This window comes from Nostoc sp. JL23 (assembly GCF_017115065.1).
GTDB classification, from domain to species: domain Bacteria; phylum Cyanobacteriota; class Cyanobacteriia; order Cyanobacteriales; family Nostocaceae; genus Nostoc; species Nostoc punctiforme_A.
The window spans coordinates 279,736-303,902 of sequence record NZ_JABXKN010000092.1; the positions used below are offsets into that span (position 1 = coordinate 279,736).

General features: G+C 43.3%; 16 protein-coding genes and 1 pseudogene. 6 read left to right on the forward strand and 11 right to left on the reverse strand.

Annotation, left to right across the window (positions count from 1 at the left end):
- Positions 1-4: 4 nt before the first annotated feature.
- Positions 5-427: a GxxExxY protein gene (locus HWQ42_RS19015; RefSeq protein WP_292814936.1), complete on the reverse strand. Its 423-nt coding sequence runs from the start codon at positions 425-427 to the stop codon at positions 5-7.
- Positions 428-484: 57 nt separating this feature from the next.
- Between HWQ42_RS19015 and HWQ42_RS19020 the strand changes: the two genes are divergently transcribed.
- Together HWQ42_RS19020 and HWQ42_RS19025 are read left to right on the forward strand one after the other, a co-directional pair.
- The gene (locus HWQ42_RS19020) at positions 485-3,469 is read left to right on the forward strand and encodes a valine--tRNA ligase (protein ID WP_292814938.1); all 2,985 of its coding nucleotides are present in this window, start codon (positions 485-487) and stop codon (positions 3,467-3,469) included.
- Positions 3,470-3,641: 172 nt separating this feature from the next.
- Entirely contained in the window at positions 3,642-4,076 is a 435-nt protein-coding gene (locus HWQ42_RS19025) for a hypothetical protein (protein ID WP_292738382.1), read from the forward strand.
- Positions 4,077-4,186: 110 nt separating this feature from the next.
- Here the strand turns inward: HWQ42_RS19025 and HWQ42_RS19030 are convergent, their stop codons facing one another.
- Entirely contained in the window at positions 4,187-8,596 is a 4,410-nt protein-coding gene (locus tag HWQ42_RS19030; RefSeq protein WP_292814941.1) for a cadherin-like domain-containing protein, read from the reverse strand.
- Between the two features lie 64 nt (positions 8,597-8,660).
- Complete coding sequence (locus HWQ42_RS19035; protein WP_292814944.1) at positions 8,661-9,764, reverse strand: TIGR03032 family protein; 1,104 nt, start codon at positions 9,762-9,764, stop codon at positions 8,661-8,663.
- Positions 9,765-10,663: 899 nt separating this feature from the next.
- Between HWQ42_RS19035 and cysC the strand changes: the two genes are divergently transcribed.
- Positions 10,664-11,230, forward strand: coding sequence for an adenylyl-sulfate kinase (gene cysC / locus HWQ42_RS19040; protein ID WP_292814998.1), 567 nt, complete (start codon positions 10,664-10,666; stop codon positions 11,228-11,230).
- A 38-nt stretch (positions 11,231-11,268) separates the two neighbouring features.
- On the opposite strand, the gene HWQ42_RS19045 is transcribed toward cysC, so the two are convergent.
- Positions 11,269-13,260 (reverse strand): AarF/ABC1/UbiB kinase family protein, encoded by a 1,992-nt coding sequence (locus tag HWQ42_RS19045; RefSeq protein ID WP_292814947.1) that lies wholly within the window; start codon positions 13,258-13,260, stop codon positions 11,269-11,271.
- Between the two features lie 293 nt (positions 13,261-13,553).
- On the opposite strand from HWQ42_RS19045, the gene recN reads away from it, so the two are divergent.
- Positions 13,554-15,302, forward strand: a complete 1,749-nt coding sequence (recN, locus tag HWQ42_RS19050; RefSeq protein WP_292814949.1) for a DNA repair protein RecN — start codon at positions 13,554-13,556, stop codon at positions 15,300-15,302.
- Positions 15,303-15,360: 58 nt separating this feature from the next.
- Here recN and HWQ42_RS19055 read toward each other — a convergent pair whose 3' ends face one another.
- From HWQ42_RS19055 to HWQ42_RS19075, 5 genes are all read right to left on the reverse strand, one after another.
- Entirely contained in the window at positions 15,361-16,035 is a 675-nt protein-coding gene (locus HWQ42_RS19055; protein WP_292814952.1) for a hypothetical protein, read from the reverse strand.
- Between the two features lie 735 nt (positions 16,036-16,770).
- The gene (locus HWQ42_RS19060; protein WP_292814955.1) at positions 16,771-18,039 is read right to left on the reverse strand and encodes an MFS transporter; all 1,269 of its coding nucleotides are present in this window, start codon (positions 18,037-18,039) and stop codon (positions 16,771-16,773) included.
- Complete coding sequence (locus HWQ42_RS19065; RefSeq protein ID WP_292738255.1) at positions 18,005-18,478, reverse strand: MarR family winged helix-turn-helix transcriptional regulator; 474 nt, start codon at positions 18,476-18,478, stop codon at positions 18,005-18,007. The genes HWQ42_RS19060 and HWQ42_RS19065 overlap by 35 nt, the downstream gene beginning before the upstream one ends.
- A gap of 19 nt (positions 18,479-18,497) precedes the next feature.
- Complete coding sequence (locus HWQ42_RS19070; protein ID WP_292814958.1) at positions 18,498-19,352, reverse strand: ABC transporter permease; 855 nt, start codon at positions 19,350-19,352, stop codon at positions 18,498-18,500.
- Positions 19,309-20,160: an ABC transporter ATP-binding protein gene (locus tag HWQ42_RS19075; protein WP_292814960.1), complete on the reverse strand. Its 852-nt coding sequence runs from the start codon at positions 20,158-20,160 to the stop codon at positions 19,309-19,311. Before HWQ42_RS19075 ends, HWQ42_RS19070 begins: the two co-directional genes overlap by 44 nt.
- An 87-nt stretch (positions 20,161-20,247) precedes the next feature.
- On the opposite strand from HWQ42_RS19075, the gene HWQ42_RS19080 reads away from it, so the two are divergent.
- Both HWQ42_RS19080 and HWQ42_RS19085 read left to right on the forward strand, forming a co-directional pair.
- A complete protein-coding gene (locus HWQ42_RS19080) occupies positions 20,248-20,433 on the forward strand; it encodes a hypothetical protein (protein ID WP_292814963.1) in 186 nt (61 codons plus the stop codon).
- A gap of 335 nt (positions 20,434-20,768) precedes the next feature.
- The gene (locus tag HWQ42_RS19085) at positions 20,769-22,232 is read left to right on the forward strand and encodes an MFS transporter (RefSeq protein ID WP_292814965.1); all 1,464 of its coding nucleotides are present in this window, start codon (positions 20,769-20,771) and stop codon (positions 22,230-22,232) included.
- Between the two features lie 266 nt (positions 22,233-22,498).
- On the opposite strand, the gene HWQ42_RS19090 is transcribed toward HWQ42_RS19085, so the two are convergent.
- Positions 22,499-22,705, reverse strand: coding sequence for a hypothetical protein (locus tag HWQ42_RS19090; protein WP_292814968.1), 207 nt, complete (start codon positions 22,703-22,705; stop codon positions 22,499-22,501).
- Between the two features lie 289 nt (positions 22,706-22,994).
- Positions 22,995-23,936 (reverse strand): annotated as a pseudogene (gene galE / locus HWQ42_RS19095) (UDP-glucose 4-epimerase GalE).
- Positions 23,937-24,167: the final 231 nt, after the last annotated feature.

Below are 24,167 nucleotides of genomic sequence, written 5' to 3' on the forward strand. Positions count from 1 at the left end.
GAGATTAAGAGAGGATAATGCGTTTGATGCCGTCTTTGAGGAGGGGGACGTTAAAGTTGATGAGAAGGGCTAAGGGGTAATTAGTCATTTTAAGGTATGAGAGGACTTGAGCTTCGTGGATTGGGGCTAAATTTTGAACAGCTTTTAATTCCACAATTAAACAATTGGCAACCAGAAAATCTAATCTCCCCTTGCCTACTTCATGTCCTTTGTAATTCACTATTACCCCCTTCTCAACCACATGAGGTATCCCGCACCTGAAAAATTCTATAATTAGCGCCTCCTTATATACCTCCTCCAAAAACCCAGGCCCCAACACCCTATGCACCTCAATCGCTGCCCCAATCACCTCACCCGTAAGCCGATTCATATCCTCTCCTAACTCTCTTCCCTCCGCGTTCTCTGCGCCTCTGCGGTTCGTTTCCATCAATCCCTCTCCAACCCTGTGGCAAAATTTATTAGAGTCCTTCCTTAGTTTTCCCGCATGACCGCAACCATTCCCAATCTCCCCAGTCTCTACGACCCCTTTTCCACTGAAGCCAAGTGGCAAAAATTCTGGGAAGACAACCAAGTTTACAAAGCTGACCCCAACAAAGGCGGCGAACCCTACTGCATCGTCATTCCCCCCCCAAATGTCACCGGCAGCTTACACATGGGTCACGCTTTTGAAAGTGCCTTAATTGATACCCTCGTGCGCTACCACCGGATGCAGGGACGCAATACCCTATGGCTACCCGGAACTGACCACGCCAGCATTGCTGTGCATAGTATGCTAGAAAAGCAACTCAAGAAAGAGGGTAAGACTCGCTATGAATTGGGGCGCGAAAAATTCTTAGAACGCGCTTGGCAATGGAAGGCGGAGTCTGAGGGAACAATTCTTAATCAGCTACGACGCTTAGGTGTCTCAGTGGACTGGTCACGGGAAAGGTTTACGCTGGATGAGGGTTTATCTAAAGCTGTTGTCGAGGCATTTACTCGCCTCTACGAAGAAGGCTTAATTTATCGTGGTGAATATTTAGTTAACTGGTGTCCCGCTTCTCAGTCGGCTGTGTCTGATGTGGAAGTTGAAAATCAAGAAGTTAATGGAAATCTCTGGCACTTCCGCTATCCCCTCACCGATGGTTCCGGTTTTGTAGAGGTGGCGACAACTCGACCAGAAACGATGCTGGGCGATACGGCAGTAGCGGTTCATCCTAATGACGATCGCTACAAACATCTCATCGGCAAAACTCTAACTCTGCCAATTCTACAACGAGAAATTCCCATTATTGGCGATGAATTTGTTGATCCTACCTTCGGTACAGGTTGCGTGAAGGTGACTCCCGCCCATGACCCGAACGATTTTGACATGGGTAAGCGTCACAATCTGCCGTTGATTAACATTATGAATAAAGACGGCACTCTCAACGCCAACGCTGGGGAGTTTCAAGGACAAGACCGCTTTGTTGCGAGAAAAAATGTGGTTTCTCGCCTAGAAACAGATGGCTTTTTGGTGAAGATAGAAGATTATAAGCATACCGTTCCCTACAGCGATCGCGGTAAAGTACCTATTGAACCTCTCCTCTCAACTCAGTGGTTCGTCAAAATTCGCCCCTTAGCTGATAACACTCTCAAATTCCTCGACCAGCAAACTTCCCCAGAGTTTGTCCCCCAACGCTGGACTAAGGTCTATCGTGATTGGCTAGTAAAACTCAAAGATTGGTGTATTTCTCGCCAATTATGGTGGGGACACCAAATTCCGGCTTGGTACGCTGTCAGTGAAACCGATGGGCAAATTACCGATACCACGCCCTTTGTGGTAGCGAAATCGGAAACTGAAGCTTGGGAGAAAGCTAAATCACGATTTGGCGAAAATGTCAAGCTTGAACAAGACCCAGATGTGTTAGATACTTGGTTTTCTTCTGGACTCTGGCCATTTTCGACTTTGGGCTGGCCAGAACAAACTCAGGATTTAGCAACTTACTATCCGACTACCACTTTGGTGACAGGCTTTGACATCATCTTTTTCTGGGTAGCCAGAATGACAATGATGGCTGGGCATTTTACGCAGCAAATGCCTTTCCAAACAGTTTACATCCACGGCTTAGTGCTGGATGAAAAAGGTCAGAAGATGTCAAAGACCAAAGGTAATGGCATTGACCCATTGTTATTAATTGACAAATATGGTACTGATGCCCTGCGGTATACCTTAATTAGGGAAGTAGCTGGCGCGGGTCAAGATATCCGCTTAGAATACGATCGCAAAAAAGATGAATCAGCATCTGTAGAAGCATCCCGCAACTTTGCAAATAAGTTGTGGAATGCTGCCCGGTTTGTGATGATGAATTTGGATGGACAGACACCGCAACAACTGGGGAATCCAGTCGCTACAGAATTGAGCGATCGCTGGATTATCTCGCGGTATCATCAAGTTATCAAACAAACTACTAATTACATCGATAATTACGGTTTAGGGGAAGCAGCAAAAGGACTCTATGAGTTTATTTGGGGTGATTTTTGCGATCAGTATATTGAACTGGTGAAATCCAGATTGCAAGCAGATGCCGATCCAGTATCGCGGCGGGTAGCACAGGAAACCCTCGGCTACATATTGGAAGGAATTTTAAAACTGCTTCATCCGTTGATGCCTCATATTACCGAAGAAATTTGGCAAACTCTCACCCAACAACCAGCAGATTCCCCGCAAACTTTACCGTTACAACTCTATCCCCAGGTAGATGCAAACTTGATTGATCAAGCTTTAAAAGAACAGTTTGAATTGCTGATTGCTACTATCCGCACAATTCGGAATTTGCGGGCTGAGGCGGATATTAAGCCAGGGGTAAAAGTGACAGCGAATTTGCAAACTGAAAGCGAGAAGGAGCGAGAAATTCTCACTGCTGGACAGTCTTATATTAAAGATTTGGCGAAGGTTGAGACTTTAACCATTACCGACAAGCAAGAAAACCAAACTGTTGCTGTTAAAAAACCTCAAAGGGGTTTGAAGACAATTGGCTTAATTATCGTGGCCATTGTCTTTGGTAGAGTGGGTTTAGCTGCGGGAAATGCCATTGATGACATTCCCATCGTCGGAACTTTCTTTGAACTAGTTGGTTTTAGTTACACAGCGTGGTTTATTAGCCAAAATTTACTCACTGCTCAAGCAAGACAAAGTTTATGGAGCCGATTTTTCCCCCAGAGAGAATTAGAACAACCACAAGAACCAGAAAATGCGATCGCAGGTGTAATTGGTACAATACAGGTGCTAATTCCTCTAAGCGGTGTGGTAGATATTGAAGCTGTGCGTGCCAAGCTAGAAAAAAGCTTGAGTAAAGCTGAAGCCGAAGTTCAATCCCTGAGTACCAGATTAAACAATCCTAGTTTCGTAGATAGAGCTAGGGCTGACGTGGTACAGGGAGCGCGTGATGCCTTAGCAGAAGCACAGAAGCAAGCTGAAATTTTGCGCGAGCGTTTGAAGGGGTTGTCGTAGCGATCGCCTGCATGGCTTAGGATAACTGTAATGGGTAATGGGAGTGTTAATAATTCCCAATTACCCATTACCAATTAACAAAGTAAAAATATCAATTCTAGTACTTCTAGTACTTATTTTTTTATTAAATTATTTTGAATTTTGAATTTTGAATTGGAGCAAAGCGACTCTCATGCTATATCTAGCCCAGGTGCGTAAAAACGATTTTTTAGACCAGCACCAGTTACGCTTATTGGCGCGTCAAGAAGCTGATAACTTGTGGGCGATAATTCCCGAAGAAGCTTTCATTCTGCTTGGAAAGGGAAAAATCATGAGTGAGAACTTGCTTGTTCTAGTCGAACTTTCTCCTACAGGCGATATTGAAAGACTAGAAGACGCCACTAACTGGGTACTGCATCTGGTACAAAACTACCTCACCATCGGCATTACCCCAGAATTTTTGCAGCATGAGGCCGAGCGAGCAGAACATTGGCGACAATCCCTGACGTTGCAAAACCAAGACTTAGCAAGGCGTTCTTTAGAGTTGGAAGCCAGACGCGAACAAATTCAAGCCTTAGAAGAAAGCCTCAAACGCGAGAAAAATGGTTATTCCCAAGAGGAAGGTTAAAAGTTTGCAGTTATGTTGCACTCAAATGTGTATTTATAAAAGATTACCCAGCAAGAGTTGCTCTGTCTATTACTGGGTAATTTCTCAATACTTGCTATAGTTAGCTTGCGTTAGGCAATGATAGTAATATTTGCACTACTAAGCGCTACCTGATTGGAGAACTGGGCAATTTGAAGAACTTGTGCAGCCTTACCAATCCCATCCGCGTCAAAGAAAAGATTACCCGTAGTTTGATCGTAGATAAAGCGATCGCTTGCTGTTATCGCAGTGGTACCAAGTCGAAACAGGCCCGAATCGAGCGTAGTATTTTGAGATTGAACCAGTCCGAATTCAGCCTTGGAAATCAAGATAGTATCCTCTCCAAGAGTAAAATCAGCGATCGTATCATACCCTCCAGTACGGGTACCACTTAGGTTGAAGCTATCTTGCCCAGTTCCACCAATCAATACATCTCGACCAACTCCACCAGCGATTAGATCGTCACCTGCACTACCGAACAAGGTGTCATTGCCTGAGTTACCAAAGAGGCTATCATTGCCATCTCCTCCTGTTAATGTGTTAGCACCATTATTTCCCATCAGGATGTTATTAAGGCTATTACCAGTACCATTGATTGCCCCAGTTCCAGTCAGAGTCAAATTCTCTAGGTTATTTCCCAACACCCAATTCACCGAAGAATTGACTAAATCTGTGCCTGCATCTAAGTATTCAATAATCAAGTCGTTTACGTTGTCTACAGTGTAAATATCATTACCGACTTCACCATCAAGACTGTCAGTCCCTGCACCTCCATTCAAGGAGTCATCGCCTACACCGCCTAACAAGGTGTCATTACCTGAGCTACCAAACAGGCTATCGTTGCCATCAACTCCATTCAACGTGTTAGCACCACTATTTCCCACCAGGATGTTATTAAGGCTGTTACCAGTACCATTGATTGCCCCACTTCCAGTTAGGGTCAAGTTCTCCAGATTATTTCCCAACACCCAATTCACCGAAGATTTGACTAAATCTGTGCCTACATCTGAGCCTTCAGTAATCAAGTCGTTTACGTTGTCTACAGTATAAATGTCATTGCCGACTCCACCGTTGAGACTATCAGCCCCTAAACCTCCATCCAAGGTGTCATCACCTGCACCGCCCAACAAGGTGTCATTGCCTGCACCACCAATTAGGCTATCGCTACCATCTTCTCCACTCAAGATGTTAGCGCCAGTATTTCCAATCAAGATGTTCTTAAGACTGTTACCAGTACCATTGATTGCCCCACTTCCAGTCAGGGTCAAGTTCTCCAGGTTATTTCCCAACACCCAACTCACCGAAGACTTAACTAAATCTGTACCTGCATTTAAGCCTTCGATAATAATATCGTTTACGTTATCTACGATGTAAGTGTCATTACCGATTCCACCATCAACACTATCAGCTCCCAAACCGCCATCTAAGGTATCATTGCCTGCACCACCCAACAAGGTGTCATTGTCTGAATCACCAAAGAGGTTATCGTTGCCATTTTCTCCACTCAAAATGTTAGCGCCAGTATTGCCAATCAAGATGTTATTAAGGCTGTTACCAGTACCATTGATTGCCCCACTTCCAGTCAGGGTCAAGTTCTCCAGGTTATTTCCCAACACCCAACTCACCGAAGACTTAACTAAATCTGTGCCTGCATTTAAGCCTTCAATAATAATATCGTTCAGGTTGTCTCCGATATAAATATCATTGCCTTTACCACCGACGAGACTGTCAACTCCTGCACCACCATCTAAGGAATCATTTCCATCGGCGCCATCGAGGGTATCATTATCACCTAGTCCTTGGAGCGTGTCATTACCCTGCAATCCTGAAATGATATCCATATTGACTGTACCATTCAGGTTGTCTGCACCTAAAGTACCATTAATCACATTGTATTGATTAATAGTCAAGTTGACGGTAGCAGTACTATTTTCTCCCTGTCCATCAGTTATGGTGTAAGTGAAGCTATCAAAGCCATAATAGTTTTGGGCAGGGGTATAAGTGTAAGTACCGTCGTTGTTGTTAACTAAGCTTCCTTGGCTAGGTTGAGTAAAGCCAGTAATGCTCAAAACGTCGCTAACATCGATATCTGTATCATTGCTTAACAGAGTAGTAGCGCTAATAATAATGGGTGTGTTTCTTTTTGTAGTGATGCTATCGTTAACAGCAACAGGCGCATCATTCACCGCCGTAATATTAATATTGCGGGTAACGGCAGTACTATTAGCAGCCCCATCATTAACTAGAAAGCTGACGGTACGAGGTGTAGTACTGGGGTTATCACTACTGTTGGTATAAGTAATGGAACGTAGTGCGGTTTGATAATTAGCAACAGTGGCACTGCCAGTTAAGGTTAGAATGCCTGTGTTACTGTTGTAGCTGCCGATAATCCCATTTTGGTTGGTGAAGGCGAGAGTATCTTGAGCAGAGACAAAACCATTGGTAATGCTGACGGTGGCACTAGCCAGGTTGGCGGAGTCTACGTCACTAACGGTGATACCTGAGTCAATGAGTGTAATAGCATTCTCAGTGTATACTAGGGCAGAGTTGGTGGCAGTAGCAATGGGTGCATCATTCACCCCCGTAATATTAATATTGCGGGTAACGGCAGTACTATTAGCAGTCCCATCATTAACTACAAAGCTGACGATACTAGTTGTAGTACTGGGGTTATCACTGCTGTTGGTATAAGTAATGGAACGCAGTGCGGTTTGATAATTAGCAACGGTGGCACTGCCGGTTAAGGTTAAGACACCTGTGGTGCTGTTGTAGCTGCCCGTAATCCCATTTTGGTTAGTGAAGGCGAGGGTGTCTTGAGCAGAAGTGAAACCACTAGTAATGCTGACGGTGGCACTAACCAGGTTTGGGGATTCTACATCGCTGACGGTGATGCCTGAGTCAATTACTGTAGTTGCGTTCTCGGTATATGATAAGGCAGAACTCGTGGCAGTAGCAACGGGTGGATCATTTACCGACGTAATATTAATATTGCGGGTAACGGCAGTACTATTAGCAGTCCCATCATTAACTAGAAAACTGACGGTACGAGGTGTAGTACTGGGGTTATCACTGCTGTTGGTATAAGTAATGGAACGCAGTGCAGTTTGATAATTAGCAACGGTGGCACTGCCGATTAAGGTTAAGACTCCTGTACTGCTGTTGTAGCTGCCGGTAATCCCATTTTGGTTGGTGAAGGCGAGGATATCTTCAGCAGAGGCAAAACCACTGGTAATCCTGACGGTGGCACTAGCCAGATTGGGGGAGTCTGTGTCGCTGACGGTGATGCCTGAGTCAAGTACTGTAGTGGCGTTCTCAGTGTATGTCAGGGCAGAGACAGAACCAGAGGTGACTGTCGGAGGAACCCCGCTGTTGTTGTTTAGTTGGGCATATATACCCTCCCCAGATCCGTCCTGACCATCGCTTTGCCAAGAAATTACAAAATCTCCAGTAGCATCCATTGCTACTGTGGGGTTAGTTTGACTGTTGTTGGTGTAGGTATTGACCAGAAATTCGCCTCCAATAGCTACCCCAGAACTGTTATAGCGTTGGGCATATATACCATAGCCAGACCCGTCCTGACCATTGCTAGTCCAGGAAATCATAAAGTCCCCATCTGCATCCATCGCTACTGTGGGATTATATTGATTGCCGTCAGTGTGGGTATTGACTTTGAATTCGACCCCAATAGCTACCCCAGCACTGGTGTAGCGTTGGGCATATACACCATAGCCAGATCCATCCTGACCATAGCTTTGCCAAGAAATAACAAAGTCCCCAGTGGTATCCATTGCTACTGTGGGGTTGTTTTGATAGCCCTGAGTGTGGGTATTGACCAAAAATTCACTTCCTTGAGCCACCCCAGCACTGTTATAGCGTTGGGCATATATACCCAAGTAAGACCCGTCTTGATAATAGCTTTGCCAGGAAATAACAAAGTCCCCAGTCGCATCTATCGCTACTGTGGGGTTATATTGAGAGCTTTCGGTGTGGGTATTGACCTGAAATTCGCCCCCAACAGCCACTCCAGAACTGTTGTAGCGTTGAGCATATACCCCATAGCCAGACCCGTCCTGACCACTGCTTTGCCAGGAAATGACAAAGTTCCCATTGGTATCCATCGCTACTATGGGGTTAACCTGATCGTTGTTAGTGGAGGTATTGACCTGAAATTCGCCCCCAACAGCCACTCCAGAACTGTTGTAGCGTTGGGCATATATCCCAAAGCCAGACGCATCTTGGCTTTGCCAGGAAATAACAAAATCCCCTGTGGAATCGATCGCTACTGTAGAGTTAAGTTGATTGCCGTTGGTGTTGGTATTGACTTGGAATTCCCCCCCAACAGCCACGCCAGTACTGTTGTAGCGTTGAGCGTACACCCCATCGCCAGACCCATCCTGAGCATTACCAGTCCAGGAAATGATGAAGTCCCCATCAGCATCCATTGCGACTGCGGGGTTAATTTGATTATTGTTGGTGTAAGTATTGACTTTGAATTCATTCATGAAAAAACCTCTGAAAAAACTAGAAATTTGATTTCAACAATTACGGTCTGATTAAACAGATTTCTTAGTCATTAGGAATCACTGCACTCGGTCGCAGCCAATAATTCAACTCTGGTGCAGTAAATGCTTGGCGGATTTCTTTTCGTTCCTGATTCAAAACCATCGGACGCTGTACACCAGTAAGAAACTGTACATCATAAAGTTCTTGACAGCCTGCGGTGAACTTCAGCATCCCCACCTGTTGCCCATTTCGTAAATCCACGACTGCCACCCCACAAAGCAGCTGCTCAAACCGCTGAGTAATGGGCAAACCTCCGAAAATATGCCGTTCCCGAATCTGGCATAGTCCGACTAGGGCGTAATACCCGACGCAGCACAACCCCCGCAAAAATCCAGGGAGTACACAGACTACTTGTTTGTCTCCTGATTCTGGATGAATGCGCCATATTTCCCCTGCACCAGAGTTGAGTAACCACAAAAACCCGTCATGCCAAATTGGAGAATGGGGCATTGATAATCCTTCTACAATAATTTCATTGCTCTCTACTTCCACTACGACTCCACCGTTGGCTTTACCCGGTCGCCATCCTCCGACGGTATCTGTCGCACCAAGGGCAGTCACATACTTGGGTTTGCCATCCACCATTGCTAATCCATTCAGGTGACACCGGTCTTCTGGCACTACTTCAGAAATAAATTTCGGATGCCAGCGCGGTACAAAGCTAAAGTCTGGACTCAAGGTAGAAAGACACGAAAAGCGGGTATTGACAAGCCACAGCCCTTCTCTGCCAAATTCCAGGTCGTGAATGTTCAGGTCGCCTGTAAAATATGTCATCCGTGGCAAGAAGAGGGCATCGTAGCGTCCGGGCTGGTCTTCTAAAAACTCATAAGCTAAGGCGGGGGCATTGGCTAATAAACAGACTTCATGATGGCTAGCCAGTGCCAATCGTGAACCATTCACTGCCAATCCCATTGGTTTGGAAAATTGGCGTAACAGCATGGTTATCTGTTCCCCATTCCAGCCTACTAGTGCTAGTTTTCCGGCTTGGTAGGTGGTGATGGCAACTGAGCCTCCGGCTTGACTAAGCCAGGAGATAAATCCTTGATCGGCATCACATTGAATTAAGTTATTCTCTTCTGGGGCAATAGTGGGAAAAGTGGACAACATAAATCAGTTGAATTAAATTTCAAATTTTGTTGAGGAACTTTAGACTTAGTTAAATACAAAATATACTCAGTGGCTCTAGCTCTTAAAATTGAGCGGTCAATTACCAATTACGAACCCCGAAAATTACTGGCACAAAGCACTAGTACAGCATGGCGTAAATCCAGCTATCACCTCAATTAAGCAGACAAGTTGCTCAGAGAAACTGATTAAAGGTGAACAAATTTATGCCAAAGTGTACTAGTGATTGATGTCATTAGTTTTGATGAGTTGTGAAAGTTTGTAGTCAGAGCTAAAACCCTTGAAATTGACTGATAAATCGTTCACTACGAAACTCTCAGAATTGATCACACAGACCACTAAGCGTGCCATTATTGTCAATAAACAATCTTGTACCAGAAACAGTACCTAAAGGAATCGACCCCAGAAAATAGGTCGCACCGCCATAAAGCTGCACTGGATCTAACTTTGCAGATATTTTGAACTTAGTTTTTTATAATGTCCTAGCAGTAAATATTGTTTAGCAGTATACTGTTATAATAAAGACTTTTTTATTTAAAAATAAACTGTATATATACTGAATGTAAAAATTAGCTAAAACTTCAATAATTTAAAAACCTGATCGGCAAGTTTTGTTACTATAACGCCAAATTGCGTTGTTAGGGTAGAGAAAATGCGTAGATGTAGCCCGTCGTATACATCGCCATCCTTCGTATTAAATATTTAGCCTAAATACGTATAACTATGCGATTTTTCACTCGAAATCAGTAGAGGAAAAAGTAGCAAGGTTGACATAGGGTACCTTGTAATTGCTGGAATTCCTGCTAAAAAAGGATTATAAAAATAAAATTACTATTTGACCCACAATTACCTAAAAAAGCTTTTTTGGTGTGCCATTTAAAATTTACGACGAAAGTAGGATGAGACAACAAAAGTGTGGTGTGACAGTATGGTTCACTGGTCTGAGTGGTGCAGGTAAAACTACTATCTGTCAATTCGTGGAGAAGGAACTGCGGATACAGGGATACAGAGTTGAAGTTCTGGATGGTGATGCAGTACGTCAAAATCTATGTAAAGGATTGGGTTTCAGCAAAGAGGATCGAGAGGAGAATATTCGGCGCATTGGCTTTGTAGCTCACCTTCTTGCTAGAAATAATGTAATTGTATTGGTTTCGGCAATTTCACCGTACCGCGAAATTCGGGAGGAAGTGCGCCAAATGACTCCATTTTTCATTGAAGTTTACGTCAACGCATCATTAGAAGTTTGTGAACAACGAGACGTAAAAGGGTTATATAAAAAAGCAAGAGCAGGAGAAATTAAGCACTTCACTGGTATTGATGATCCTTATGAAATACCACTCTGTCCTGAAGTCGAATGCAAAACTAACCAGGAAAGCGTTGCTCAAAGTGCAACTAAGGTCTTAGAAAAGCTAGAAGAGTTGGGTTATATAGTTGCTATGAATAAATAATTTATGAGTTAAAAACTTTGTTTAACTCATAACTTTTACTAGGATGCCAATAATTGCCGAATTAACCGGGCTACAGCTTTGTGTGTGAAGCGGTTGGCAATTTGTTGACCTAAACGTTGTACATCTGAATTTACCAATAACTGGGCAATTTGAGATGTAAGTTGCACTGGGTCAAAGCCTCTTGTTTCTCGGAGAATACCTAATATACGCTTGATATGCTCCAAGGTTTGTTGTTGCTCAACAGTCGCTGCTGGAGTTTCATTAACTGCTGTCAATCCTACCCGTTCTCGCAACAGGGAGGTAAAGTTATGCAAAACATTTTTACCTAAAGCATCGAGTCCGTTAACAGATTCATCTACTAGCTTGTCACGAATAAAAGCACCGCGTTCAGATGCCAGAAATTCTATCCCCTGATTTAACACTAAATTAAAGTCGTAGTCTTGACTATTACGCGCATTTTTTAACAAGTTTTCTAAACGATTCCAGCGAAATCTGCCATCTTTAAATAGCAAATCTTGCAATGATGCTCTTAATTGCGGTGCTGGATCTGTTAACAGGCGTTTAGAAACGTAGGGATAAGCTTCGCTGAGAACTTTAAAGTTGGGATCTATAAATATTGCAATCCCTTCGAGGGTTACGAGAGAGCGAATAATTAAGGCGTAGTAGGGCGGTACGCGGAAAGGATATTCATACATCAAAGCCGATAGTTCATCGGTGATGCTTTTAATATTAAGATCGGCAACACTGGCTCCTTCGGCATCAGCAAAGACTCTCGCAAAAGCTGGGATAATTGGTGTTAAATCGGTTTCTGGTGATAAAAAATCTAACTTAACGTAGTCTTTTGCTAATCCTTCAAAGTCGCGGTTGACGACGTGGACGATCGCTTCGATCAAACCATAACGCTGTGGTGGTTTAATCTCGCTCATCATCCCAAAGTCGAGATAAGCTAATTTGCCATCGGTTGTTGCTAACAAATTACCAGGGTGGGGATCTGCATGGAAAAATCCATGTTCTAGCAGCTGGCGCAGGGAACACTGCACACCCACTTCAATTAGATAACGAGCATCTATGCCTTGGGCGCTAATTTCTTCTGTCTGGGTTAATTTAGTGCCGTTAATCCACTCCATCGTCAAGACGCGGCGATTGGTGTATTCCCAGTAAATTCTCGGTACATATACGTCTTTTATATGACCGTATAACTCGAAAAATCGCTCCGCATTTTCGCCTTCATGGATGTAATCCATCTCTTCAAAAATGCGATCGCCTAATTCATCGAGAATCCCAACTAAGTCACTTTTTACCCGTTTAACCTTTTTCTGCACCCAAGCGGCGAGGTTACGCAAGATATACAAGTCAATGGTGATCCCCTCTCTTAAGTCGGGGCGTTGAACTTTAACGGCGACTTCTTCACCAGTTTTTAGCTTACCTTTATACACTTGTCCCAATGAAGCCGCAGCAATTGGCTGGGCCGAGAGTTCGGCGTAAACCTCTTCTGGAGGAGCGCCTAATTCTTCTTTAATAAACTGGTAAGCAATTTCGTTGGGGAAAGGCGGTAATTGGTCTTGTAGCTTAGTTAATTCTTCTAAATATACGGGAGGAACTAGATCCGGTCTGGTGGATAAAGCTTGGCCAATTTTGATGTAAGCAGGTCCTAATTGGGTCAGCAATACTCGTAGCTGAGTAGCTCGGCGGCGGTCATTTTTGACGACAATTCCCCGTTTACTATCCGACCACAATCCAAAAACAAAGGATAGAGTCGGCCCCAACACGGCAAAAATCCGCCGTAAAACTTGCACTTTTCTATTTTGGTAATGCGCTGCTATGCCCACAGGATCGTAAAGCTTCTCAGGTTGGGCTGCTATTCTCACCTTTTGGGCTGCTAAGAGTCTTGGCGAGTGTACAACTAAGCTTGGTGTACCATCTTCTGGCACTACATCAATAACATCCAGTTCGTCGTCTCGGCGATTTGTGCCGTTGCGACTATCCTCCTGAATCGGTTGGGAACTAGGGGGAAGTGTCTTAACAATCATGAAGAAGGCCACCAGTCAGAACGATCACATTCATTAAGTATTGTAACAATATGTTTAGAAATTGGGTATTGGTTATTTTTTCCTCATCTTCCTCTGCTCTCTTTACTCCCTAGTAAGCGATTAATCGTGTCTCTCCCAACTCCCCACTCCCTAGTACTAATAGGTCTGCTACACTTAAACGGGCATACATACTAATTCAATAGTAGTAGGTATTGCTAGTTGCTGAAAGATCATACTTATTGTCTTGTAAGTTAGAAATATCTGGCATCTGCCCTCATGGAGAATTTGGCTTGATGTTGCTTTGCCTGAGAATTGAAAACTTTGCTCTAATTGACCAATTGGAATTAGAATTTGGCGCGGGACTAAATGTGTTAACAGGTGAAACCGGCGCTGGAAAATCGATTATCTTGGATGCCCTTGATGCCGCTTTGGGCGGTAAAGTCTCTAGTCGAGTCATTCGCACGGGGACAAGTCGGGCGATGGTAGAAGCTACTTTCACCTCAAACGCCCCGCTAGCGGCTTGGTTGACCGAACAAGAAATAGATTTGCTTGATGAAAATTCTGTAGTCATTAGCCGAGAAATCACAGCCACTGCGAGTAATGTCCGTAGTCGATCGCGGGTGAATGGTGTGTTGGTAAATCGGCAAATCATGGCAGGAATGCGCGATCGCTTGGTGGAAATTACCGCCCAAGGTCAAACGGTACAAGTGGGACAATCTGCCCAAGTCCGGGACTGGTTAGATTTGTATGGCGGCGACTCTCTCATGCAGCAGCGTCATAAAGTCGCCACGAGCTTTAGTAGTTACCAACAGGCGCATTTAGCACTAGAAAAACGCCGGACATCAGAACGGGAAAGGTTGCAACAACTCGACTTGCTCACTTATCAAGTGCAAGAACTGGGAGCAGCCAATCTCAGTGAATCTAATGAATTGGAACAGTTGGGACAAGAACGGGAACGCCTAAATCATGTCGTCGATTTGCAACAAATGAGTTACAAGGTCTATCAGGCTTTGTATCAAAACGATAATGAAACTCCCGCCGCAGGTGATTTATTGGGAGATAGTGAGGCGACACTAAATGACATGGTGGAATACGATAGCCAACTACAATATCTGTTGGAATTGGTGCGGGACGCGCAAGCTGCGGTAATGGAAGTGGGAAGGCAAATTAATGCTTATGGGGACGGTTTGGAAGCAGATCCGCAGCGGTTGGAAGAGGTGGAAGAACGAATTCAGGAGTTAAAGCAAATTTGCCGCAAGTATGGGCCGACACTTACCGAAGCGATCGCCTATTACCAACGTATCCAAGCAGAATTAGCCCAACTTAACGACAGCGAACAATCTATCGAAAACTTGGAACAGCAAGAAAAGGCATGTTTTGAAAAACTCACCCAAGCAAGTAATCAATTAACTCAACTGCGTAGTAAGGCGGCTGCTAATTTAGAATCACGTTTGATAGCTGAACTCAAGCCCCTAGCGATGGAAAAGGTGAAGTTTCTGGTTGAAATATTACCAGCTTTCCCAACTGCGATGGGAGCAGATAAAATTACCTTTACATTTAGTTCCAACCCTGGAGAACCACTACAACCGTTAACAGAAGTTGCCTCTGGCGGGGAAATGAGCCGCTTTTTACTGGCTTTAAAAGCTTGTTTTTCTCAAGTTGATGTGGCTGGGACAATGGTTTTTGACGAAATTGATGTCGGGGTTTCGGGAAGAGTCGCCCAAGCGATCGCGGAAAAATTATACCAGCTAAGTCAACGCAACCAAGTATTATGTGTTACCCATCAACCTTTAGTTGCGGCAATGGCCGATCGGCATTTTCGTGTAGATAAGCAAACTATTAATCAAGGCAAAGGTAAAAAAGCCAACAACGACAATGCCGAACAGCGTACCGTTGTCAGAGTTACTACCTTGGATAATTTAAACACCCGTCGGGAAGAACTAGCGCAGTTGGCTGGTGGTAAATCTGCAACTGATGCGATCGCTTTTGCAGAGTCTCTCTTATTACAAGCTGCTAACCACCGTCGCATAAAGCATACTTGACCAAATAATTACGAATTAAGTTAGCGTAGCGGAGCGTAGCCCATTACGAATTATAAATTTAGGCTGCTAGTTCTGAAAGGCGTAAACCAACAATATTATCACAGGAAAAAGTCTCTTTGCCCATACATCGCCGACAGATTAGCTCTATAATTTGCCCTGCCCAATTGCGGAAAAACCATTGGCACAAGGAATCATCTTCTTGAGGAGTTAGAGACAGAGGAATAAAACCTTTCTTCTGCCATACTTCTGCTGCTGTATAAATATCATCAGCAAGAATGGCAACGTGATGGACAGTGTTAAAACCTTGCTCCTGGAATAAGTGAGCAATCTGTTCATCTGGTGCATTCGGTGCAAGCAGTACCAAAATCATGCCTGACGGCATTAAGACTGAGAGAAAGTACATGCTAGCATCTTCAGGCAATAGGTTTTGCTCAGGACAAAAATCATCAGGCCATTTTCCTGGCCCTTCAGTAATTTTGGCATCATAGTTAATCAGAGCTTTAGCATAGTCTGTAAGAGCTTCTGAATCAGGAAACAACAGTACATAGTGATCTACGATAACTCGTTCACCAAATAGATGTATGCAAAAAGATGAGTTTAGAAATTCTGGAGTCTTGCACTCATCTTTATACAATAGCAATCCATCATTTTCTACAAAAGGCGACTCCTTATTCATTGAAGTTTCGGCTAAGTTAAAACCTTTGCTAGGATCTAATGGAAGGTTATTGTTCATAATGCTCACCTATAAAAACAATCTATATTATTTATTCAAAATTGAGATTTAGAAACAGAGCTTATATCTCAATACGGTTCAGTTAAAAACTTCTTTCTTATCTTTGCGTCCTTTGCGGTAGCCTGCGGCAAGCCGCTTTGCGTCTACGTTAAAAAAATTGACTTTGGCAAAGAGTTTTAGCCTTAACTGAACCGTATTGGCTTATATCTACTATTGTACTCAATGCTTTGAGCCAATCTAAAGCATCTGCAAGGCAATTGTAGTCACTAATAATACTAACTGTCTCTAAACTTGCGCCGAATAATTCTTAACTTATCTCTTCCTTTTATTCTCGATGAGAGACTCTGCATAGCTTGCCTCTTTCTATCCTTCTGAGCGAGACGCTGCACTTAGCAGGCAAGGAACAGCTTTATTGCCCTCCCCCTCTAGGTAATTTTTCTCCCAAAAGAAGGCAGTTTTGACTTTACTAAGTATAGTATTTCTACAAATGGCGATACACCAAATTTTGGTGCTAGTAGCGGTAGCATCCCAATTGCTTAGTGGCAATTGTATAACTTTAAGGGCAAATTTAACTTAGGCATAATCCCAAAAATCTGGGTTTGTCTACCTTTTAATTACGCGATGTGCAACTTTCGCCAAACAAAAATACCACCCATGTAAAAGCTACAAAATTGTGATTGTTATCTCTTACTGAGGTGGGACTTTTATTATCTGATGTCTAATAGATCAGTACTTCTATTTATACTCTTGCAAAGCCCCTAACTTGCGAATTCCAGGCCAAATCATAGCTGTAGCAATCACTACTACAATTGTGCCAATTCCACCACCCACAACGGAAATTACCGGGCCAAATAAAGCAGCAGTCAAGCCTGATTCAAAGCCTCCCAACTCATTGGAGGCACTAATAAACACGCTATTAATAGCAGCAACTCGACCACGCAAATGATCCGGTGTTCTGATTTGAACTAATGTATGGCGAATCACAACGCTAATGCTATCTAGTGCACCACCAAGAATCAGCATCAACATAGATAGCCAAAAGGAACGAGAAAGTCCAAAGATAATTGTGACAATCCCAAAGCCAACCACTGACCATAATAAGGCTGGGCCAGCTTTGCGTAACGGTGGTAAATACGCTAGCGTAATGGCCATAGTCAAAGCACCGATGGAATGGGCTGCTTGTAGATATCCCAACTCCACTGGGCCAACATGTAAAATATCTTTGGCAAAAATTGGGAGGAGCGCGATCGCACCACCCAACAATACTGCAAACATATCTAATGTAATCGCTGCTAAAATCAACTGATTCTGCCAAACAAATTTAGCGCCAGCAGCAAGCGCTTGGAGTGAGATTGGTTCAGTTGAACGGATGACTTTTTGCTGTTTGATCGCCAGCGTTAAAATAAAACACAGCAACGCTGCGATCGCTGCTAACACATAAACTCCTGTAGCACTTCCCAACAGCGCAATCCCGAATCCCCCCAAGGCTGGGCCAATAACAGCAGCTAATTGAAAGCTACTACTATTCCAAGTAGCTGCATTCGTAAACGCACTGACAGGTATTAATTGCCACATCAGAGCATCACTGGCAGGTTTAAGAAATGCCCTCGCTACACCTGTTAATACTAAGCAGGCGTAAATTAGAAAAATTGCACCTTGAGTATAGGAAAGTACCCCTAAAGCTAGGGAGCAGAGAGCTAGCAACATTACCGAGAGTAACATGGTCACTTTGCGATCGCGGCGATCGGCAACATCTCCGGCAATTAAGGTGAGAATAATCATTGGTAGGACTTGCGCCAGTCCTACACCACCTAAAGCGATCGCTGAGTTAGTTCGCTCATAGAGTTCCCAGCCAATCGCTACAGTTTGCATTTGCGACCCCACGAACAGCACCAGCCGTCCGATGGTAAATAGCCGATAGTCTCGAAACTTAAAGGCTGCAAAGGGATCGTGCTGTGCAACCTCAAAGTTATGGGGCTTTGAGTTCTGTTTTCTCGAAGACATTTTTTAGTAGAGTTAAGCCTTCTTCAATGTTGGAAATTTGGTCTTCTGAAAGACCTTTCAGCAGATCGGTAATATGAGCGCGAGTTTGATCTTGGGATTGCTTAAGATGGTGTTTTCCATCTTCAGTTAAATTGAGCAGCACCCGCCGCCGCTCTTGAGGATGAGCAATCCGTTTCACAAAGTCGCGTTGTACCAAGCGTTCTATGGTTGCTGATGCCGTGGCAGAGGTGACACCTAAATGCTCTGCCAGGTCAGATAATGAAGCCCCAGGATTGCGGTTGATAAATGCTAGCGATCGCAATTGAGGTATAGATAAAAAAGCGGCACTATGGGCACGCATATCCGCTCGGATAAACCGCATCATTAATGGAACTGTTTCCATTACTCTAGCGGCACATTCTTCGGAAGTTGCACCTTGATTAGGTTTATCCAAGGTCATGGGCTTGTTGTTCTCCTAGTTACATGGCCACCCGTGGATAAAGTTTTCCACCAATGATGGCCAAAATTATTAATGTGAATAAGAGAATTGTACAATCCAGACCAAAGCCATAGATGCTAGTGCCGTTCAACAGCATGGTGCTACGTAACCCGTCAACTAGATAAGTCAACGGATTTAAATGGGAAATGAACTTTAACCAACTGGGCATCAAAGAAATCGGATAGATGGCATTGCTCGCAAAAAATAACGGCATGGTTAACAATTGTCCAATACCCGTCATCCTTTCTCGGCTTTTCACCAAACAGCCAATAATTAATGAGAAAATACAAAAGGAACCCGCCCCCAGCATGACTAGCAGCAGTACTTGGAGAATAGCTAGGGGATGAAGATTTAGTTTGACACCTAATAAAAATGCTAATCCGTAAATGAATATTACCTGAGATAAGCACCTCACCCCACACGCCAGGGCTTTGCCCAACACCATCGCCACGCGAGGCGTAGGACTAGCTAAAAATTTATGGACAATGCCTAAATCTCGCTCCCAGATTAGCGTCATTCCACCACTAAAAATTGCCACGAACAGAATACTCTGAGCCAAGATGCCAGCAGAAATGAAGTCCAAATAGGGTAAGTTCCCTGTAGGAATCGCGCGTGTTCTGGAGAAAACTTGCCCAAAAATTAGCAGCCATAAAGCTGGTTGCACAGCTCGAACGACTAAATCAGTGGGATCGTGGCGGAGTTTACGGATTTCCAATTCAGCGATCGCCAGGGTTTTGGTAACTAGCTCTTTAATTGCAGAGATCAAATTTACTCGGACAGAGGGTGGTGCTTTAACCCAACCGTTGAGCAGTACGTCTGGTTCTTGCTGTGTCACGGTAGTTCACTCCTGATGTTAACTGGTCGCCTGTATAGTGAATAAAGACATCATCCAAAGTTGCATTTGGGTTATCTAAAGAAGCTTTTAAATCGCTTGGTGTACCTGTGGTAACAACTTCACCTTGCTGCATAATCGCCACTCGGTTACACAGGCTATCCGCTTCTTCTAAAAAGTGGGTTGTTAAAAATATAGTTGTGCCGTAATCAGCACAGAGTTGTAGTACAAGTTGCCATACTTGAGTTCGAGCGATGGGATCTAGTCCGACAGTCGGCTCATCCAGAAACAGAATTTGGGGTTGATGTAGAACTGATATGCCAATTTCCAGCTTGCGAATCATCCCACCAGAGTAGTTTCGTACCAAGCGTTTCGCCGCATCTTGCAAACTCATGTATTCTAGAATTTCATAGATGCGGCGATCGCGTCCTTTGGCAGGTATGCCATACAGCTTGGCAAAGATTAAGAGATTTTCGTAACCCGTCAGACTACCATCAGCAGAGAGTGCTTGGGGGACATAGCCGATAGCCCGTCTCACAGGATTAGATTGACGAGTCACGTCATAGCCAGCTAAGGTTGCTTTCCCTGCACTGATAGGCAGCAAGGTTGTCAACATTTTAATAACTGTACTTTTCCCTGCTCCATTGGGGCCAAGCAGTCCAAATACTTCGCCCTGTTCCACAGATATGCTCAGGTTATTAACTGCGGTTAACTTACCAAAACGGCGTGTGAGTCCCTGAGTTTCCAAAATCAACCGTTTTGGTTCGCTAGGAGATTGCGATCGATTTATTTTTCCCGTCAGTATTGTCACAAGTTTGATGCACTTCTATTAATTAGTTAAGCTAACTATTAGCTTCTCAATAGATTTGTCTGAAGTCAATAGACTTGTGGCATAAATTTGAATCAGAGTAAAAGTTTAACTTTAGGTGAGTTTTGGAAGTGTGTTGCTCGTTTGGGTAGTTTTCTCGGTCGTAAAAGTGATGGGCTTCCTGGTTGGCAAACTCTATGGCGCGAATGGTGTCGATTAATGGATATCTGCTGGGCTATCGATTTTTCAACCCAGTCTTTGGAAAAATATTGGTAATGACAAGCCTTTTTAATGAGGGTTGGGGGTATCAATAAGTGTCTAAAATTACAGCCAACCACTTTTAAAACATCCTCTTATATTAAAACAGTTTATAGCCAATACTTACTATGGACTAGTCTTCTGGACAAGTAAGTAATTGCAATGTCTTAGAACTTATTGATTAAATCTTATATGGCGGTTCTTGATTGAGTGAGGTACAAGAACCCCACCACCGCAAGCAAAGAGAGGGCTAAAATGTACCTTGTATGGGTTAGGAAATGCTATATAAGTTTTGCTAATTTTGGTTAATAGTAGCTATAACAATTTAACTCTTTAAATATTGACTAAATAATATGGTTCAGCCCCAAGAAGATGAAATTTCAGTAGAAGCTAGTTCTCTTCCCCCTGTACCTATTCAAGAAATTTCAGAGGATAGGGCATTAACAGAGACGGTACTTTTTCCAACTCCAAAACTGTTTCTAAAAATTTCTAAGCCAGAAATTCGCCAAAGTCTCAGGACACTAACTTATGAAAGTGTCTTGGCTGCGGTTCTTTATAGCATCATCGGCGGCGCGTTGCTCAGTAATTTCTTGCTAGAGTTAGGCGCTGGCCCAGTCGAAATTGGTCTACTCGCCGCTATCCCTCAGATGGTGAATTTACTCCAACCACTGGGAGCGTATTTAGTAAACCGAAGTACCAGTTTCCGTTGGTATTTTATGTGTATTTTCATCCCGTCGCGGCTGCTATGGTTGATTCTTCTACCAGCGATTTGGTTGGTTACTTCATCTCATATCACTGGATACCAAGTAGTACAGTTGACATTAGCAATTCTCTTAGTAGCTAATATCATCGAAGCTTTTGGTCGTGCGCCTTGGCTGGGGTGGTCAGCTGTATTAGTACCTCAGCGATTGCGAGGGCGATATTTCGGCTTTCGCAATAGTATTCTCGGTTTGACTAACCTTATTGGTGTGCCTCTGCTAGGTTTAACGGTATCGGCTTGGCCTGGTGGAACTCTTCAAGGTTATGGCATAGTCTTGGTTTTAGGAATCATACTAGGGGTAATCAGTGTGGGCTGTCAGTTCTGGATGACTGATATAAACCCGCAGCTTTTAAAAGTTGGGGATTCAGACACATCACACCCACAGCCCCAAGGAATAGATTTTAGCTTCCTTAAAGATGCCAATTTTTTGAAGTTTGTGCTTTATCTGAGCATCTGGTGCTTTGCTGTTAACATCAGCGCTCCCTTCTTTAACCTCTATATGCTGGATAACCTGGATATAGATATTAGTGTGGTAACGATTTATCACGGCTTCGGAACTGGTGCAAATATGCTAATGCTGCTTTTGTGGGGCAAACTGGCTGACCGGATTGGGAATCGCCCGCTACTACTATTAGTGGGAGTCTTAGTGGCGGTGACACCTCTGCTGTGGCTTTTAGTTGGAAGCGATCAAATTTCTTTTTGGATCTGGCTACCCTTGTTGCACATACTAGCTGGCGCTACGTGGGCAGCAATTGATTTGTGTACCAACAATCTGATGATGGGAATAGCACCGCTACGTTATCAATCAAGTTATTTTGCGATCGCAGGTGCAATTGCTGGTATCACTGGAGCAATGGGTATTACTGTCGGTAGCTTTCTAGCAACTCTTCCCGGTGTTGCGGGTTTACTGGGGTTGTTTGTTTTCTCAGGCTTACTACGGATGCTTGCAATTGTACCCTTAGTTTTTGTTCAAGAGCAACGCTCTATACCACTAGGCCAGCTAATGCGATTCCTATTCCCAATCAAGCAGTCAACTGATCTGATAGAAGTGGAATAATAAGTTTTCAATTATGTATTTCAACAACATCCCATTAAACTATAGAGTCTTTGAGCATCACGAATAGCGTTTCCATCAGGGTCGTTGTTGAAATACACACCACTAGTACCGATTTGTAACTTACTCATTCAGTTATCTCAGTTATATTATTCTCCTGATGTTATGCAATGTAAAATTAATTAAATTTGCTCGTAGTAAGCGGCTATAGCCCTATTTTAAAAGCTATAGCCGCTTACTGCAAACATTTAATATCCTTAAAATAATTTTCAAGCTAGTAGTTTTCGGCTGAATTTTTGGAGTTGAAATTGAATCCAATTACCGCCCTTGGCTATACATTGATGGCAGATATCTCCATAGCCTTCGCTTTGGTCATTGCATACAATTAATCTGGCTTCATCTGTCTGAAAATTTTCCTGGCAAATTAAACATATTTTGCTAATGTCGCATGTATTACATTCTATTTGAAATTTCATGTCTTTTCTCCTGGATACATATATTTAAATGAAGTGAAAATTATGTATTTTAGGTTTATATTTCCCCGCCTTTTAGTTTAATTTTATCTACCAAGCGAAATAAGCACATTAGCTTTTCCAGAATGCCCATTTATTTTGTTAAGCTTTTTGTAATTACACCAATTTTCTAACATCGGGATACAGATGCTTTCTCTATAAATCCAGATTTCATCTAATTTTCTTAATTAAAATTACAAATTACGAATTATTTATGTCTTCGTTGATGCCACTGCCAAGCATGGGCGATAATTTAGTTCAGATTAGGATACTCTGGATGCCAGCCCAAAACTTTAGTTGCTTTGTCGCTGCTGCCAACTAAAATAGGAGGGTCGCCTGGTCTGCGATCGCGTTCTTCTATTTTAATTTCTCTGCCTGTTATCTCTTTAGCAGTTTTTATCACTTCTCTGACTGAAAAGCCACTACCATTTCCTAGATTAAATACTTCACTTTCTCCACCTTTGAGCAGATATTATAAACCCAAAATATGAGCTTGTGCTAAGTCAGTCACATGAATATAATCCCGGATACAAGTTCCATCTGGGGTAGGGTAATCAGTACCGAAAATCAAAATAGATTCACGCTTCCCAAAAGCAGTTAGTAGTACTAGTGGTATGAGATGAGTTTCAGGTTCGTGGTCTTCACCCAGCAACCCATTAGGGTCAGCACCTGCGGCGTTAAAATAACGGAAACGTACAGACTTTAAATTATAGGCTGTATCAAAATCAGATAGAATTCTTTCTACCATCCACTTGCTAGTAGCGTAGGGACTAATGGGATCTTGCGGATGTTCTTCGGTAAGGGGAACGAACTGTGGCACACCATAAAGAGCGCAAGTAGAAGAAAAAATAAATTTCTTAACTGACGCAGCAAGCATTGCTTTTAAAAGTGTCAGAGTGCCTGCAACATTATTTTGGTAATATTTGGCTGGGTCGGTAACAGATTCACCCACTGCGATATAAGCAGCAAAATGCATAACCGCAGTTATGTTATAAGTTGAAAATATGTCATCAAGAAGAGAGCGATCGCTCATATCTCCAACAATCAATTTTACCTGTAAAACATCTTCTACAAGTTCTCGATGTCCGTTCGACAGATTATCTAAAACGATTACTTCATAACCTGCGTTTTTCAGAGCTAATACAGCATGGGAGCCAATATATCCGGCTCCCCCCGTTACTAAAATAGTTGACATAATTTTGCGATGGGAAATTGGGAATGGGGCATTGGGCATGGGGCATGGGGCATTGGGCATAGGAGACAAGGAAGAGGGGGGAAACAAGAGAGAAGCTTGAATAATTCTCCCCTTGTCCTCTCTGTCGCCCTGCTCCCTTCCTTTCAAGGGTAGGTATTTTGTATTTGGTGATTTTTTGGCTATTTCAGCCGATGCTTAAATCCTAAAACGACCAAACCACGTTAAACAATT

Bases quoted from the DNA above. Each gene is read 5' to 3' on its own strand.
- HWQ42_RS19015 (WP_292814936.1), bottom strand. From the start codon at position 427: ATGGAAACGAACCGCAGAGGCGCAGAGAACGCGGAGGGAAGAGAGTTA.
- HWQ42_RS19020 (WP_292814938.1), top strand. From the start codon at position 485: ATGACCGCAACCATTCCCAATCTCCCCAGTCTCTACGACCCCTTTTCC.
- HWQ42_RS19025 (WP_292738382.1), top strand. From the start codon at position 3,642: ATGCTATATCTAGCCCAGGTGCGTAAAAACGATTTTTTAGACCAGCAC.
- HWQ42_RS19030 (WP_292814941.1), bottom strand. From the start codon at position 8,596: ATGAATGAATTCAAAGTCAATACTTACACCAACAATAATCAAATTAAC.
- HWQ42_RS19035 (WP_292814944.1), bottom strand. From the start codon at position 9,764: ATGTTGTCCACTTTTCCCACTATTGCCCCAGAAGAGAATAACTTAATT.
- HWQ42_RS19045 (WP_292814947.1), bottom strand. From the start codon at position 13,260: ATGATTGTTAAGACACTTCCCCCTAGTTCCCAACCGATTCAGGAGGAT.
- recN (WP_292814949.1), top strand. From the start codon at position 13,554: ATGTTGCTTTGCCTGAGAATTGAAAACTTTGCTCTAATTGACCAATTG.
- HWQ42_RS19055 (WP_292814952.1), bottom strand. From the start codon at position 16,035: ATGAACAATAACCTTCCATTAGATCCTAGCAAAGGTTTTAACTTAGCC.
- HWQ42_RS19060 (WP_292814955.1), bottom strand. From the start codon at position 18,039: ATGTCTTCGAGAAAACAGAACTCAAAGCCCCATAACTTTGAGGTTGCA.
- HWQ42_RS19065 (WP_292738255.1), bottom strand. From the start codon at position 18,478: ATGACCTTGGATAAACCTAATCAAGGTGCAACTTCCGAAGAATGTGCC.
- HWQ42_RS19085 (WP_292814965.1), top strand. From the start codon at position 20,769: ATGGTTCAGCCCCAAGAAGATGAAATTTCAGTAGAAGCTAGTTCTCTT.
- HWQ42_RS19090 (WP_292814968.1), bottom strand. From the start codon at position 22,705: ATGAAATTTCAAATAGAATGTAATACATGCGACATTAGCAAAATATGT.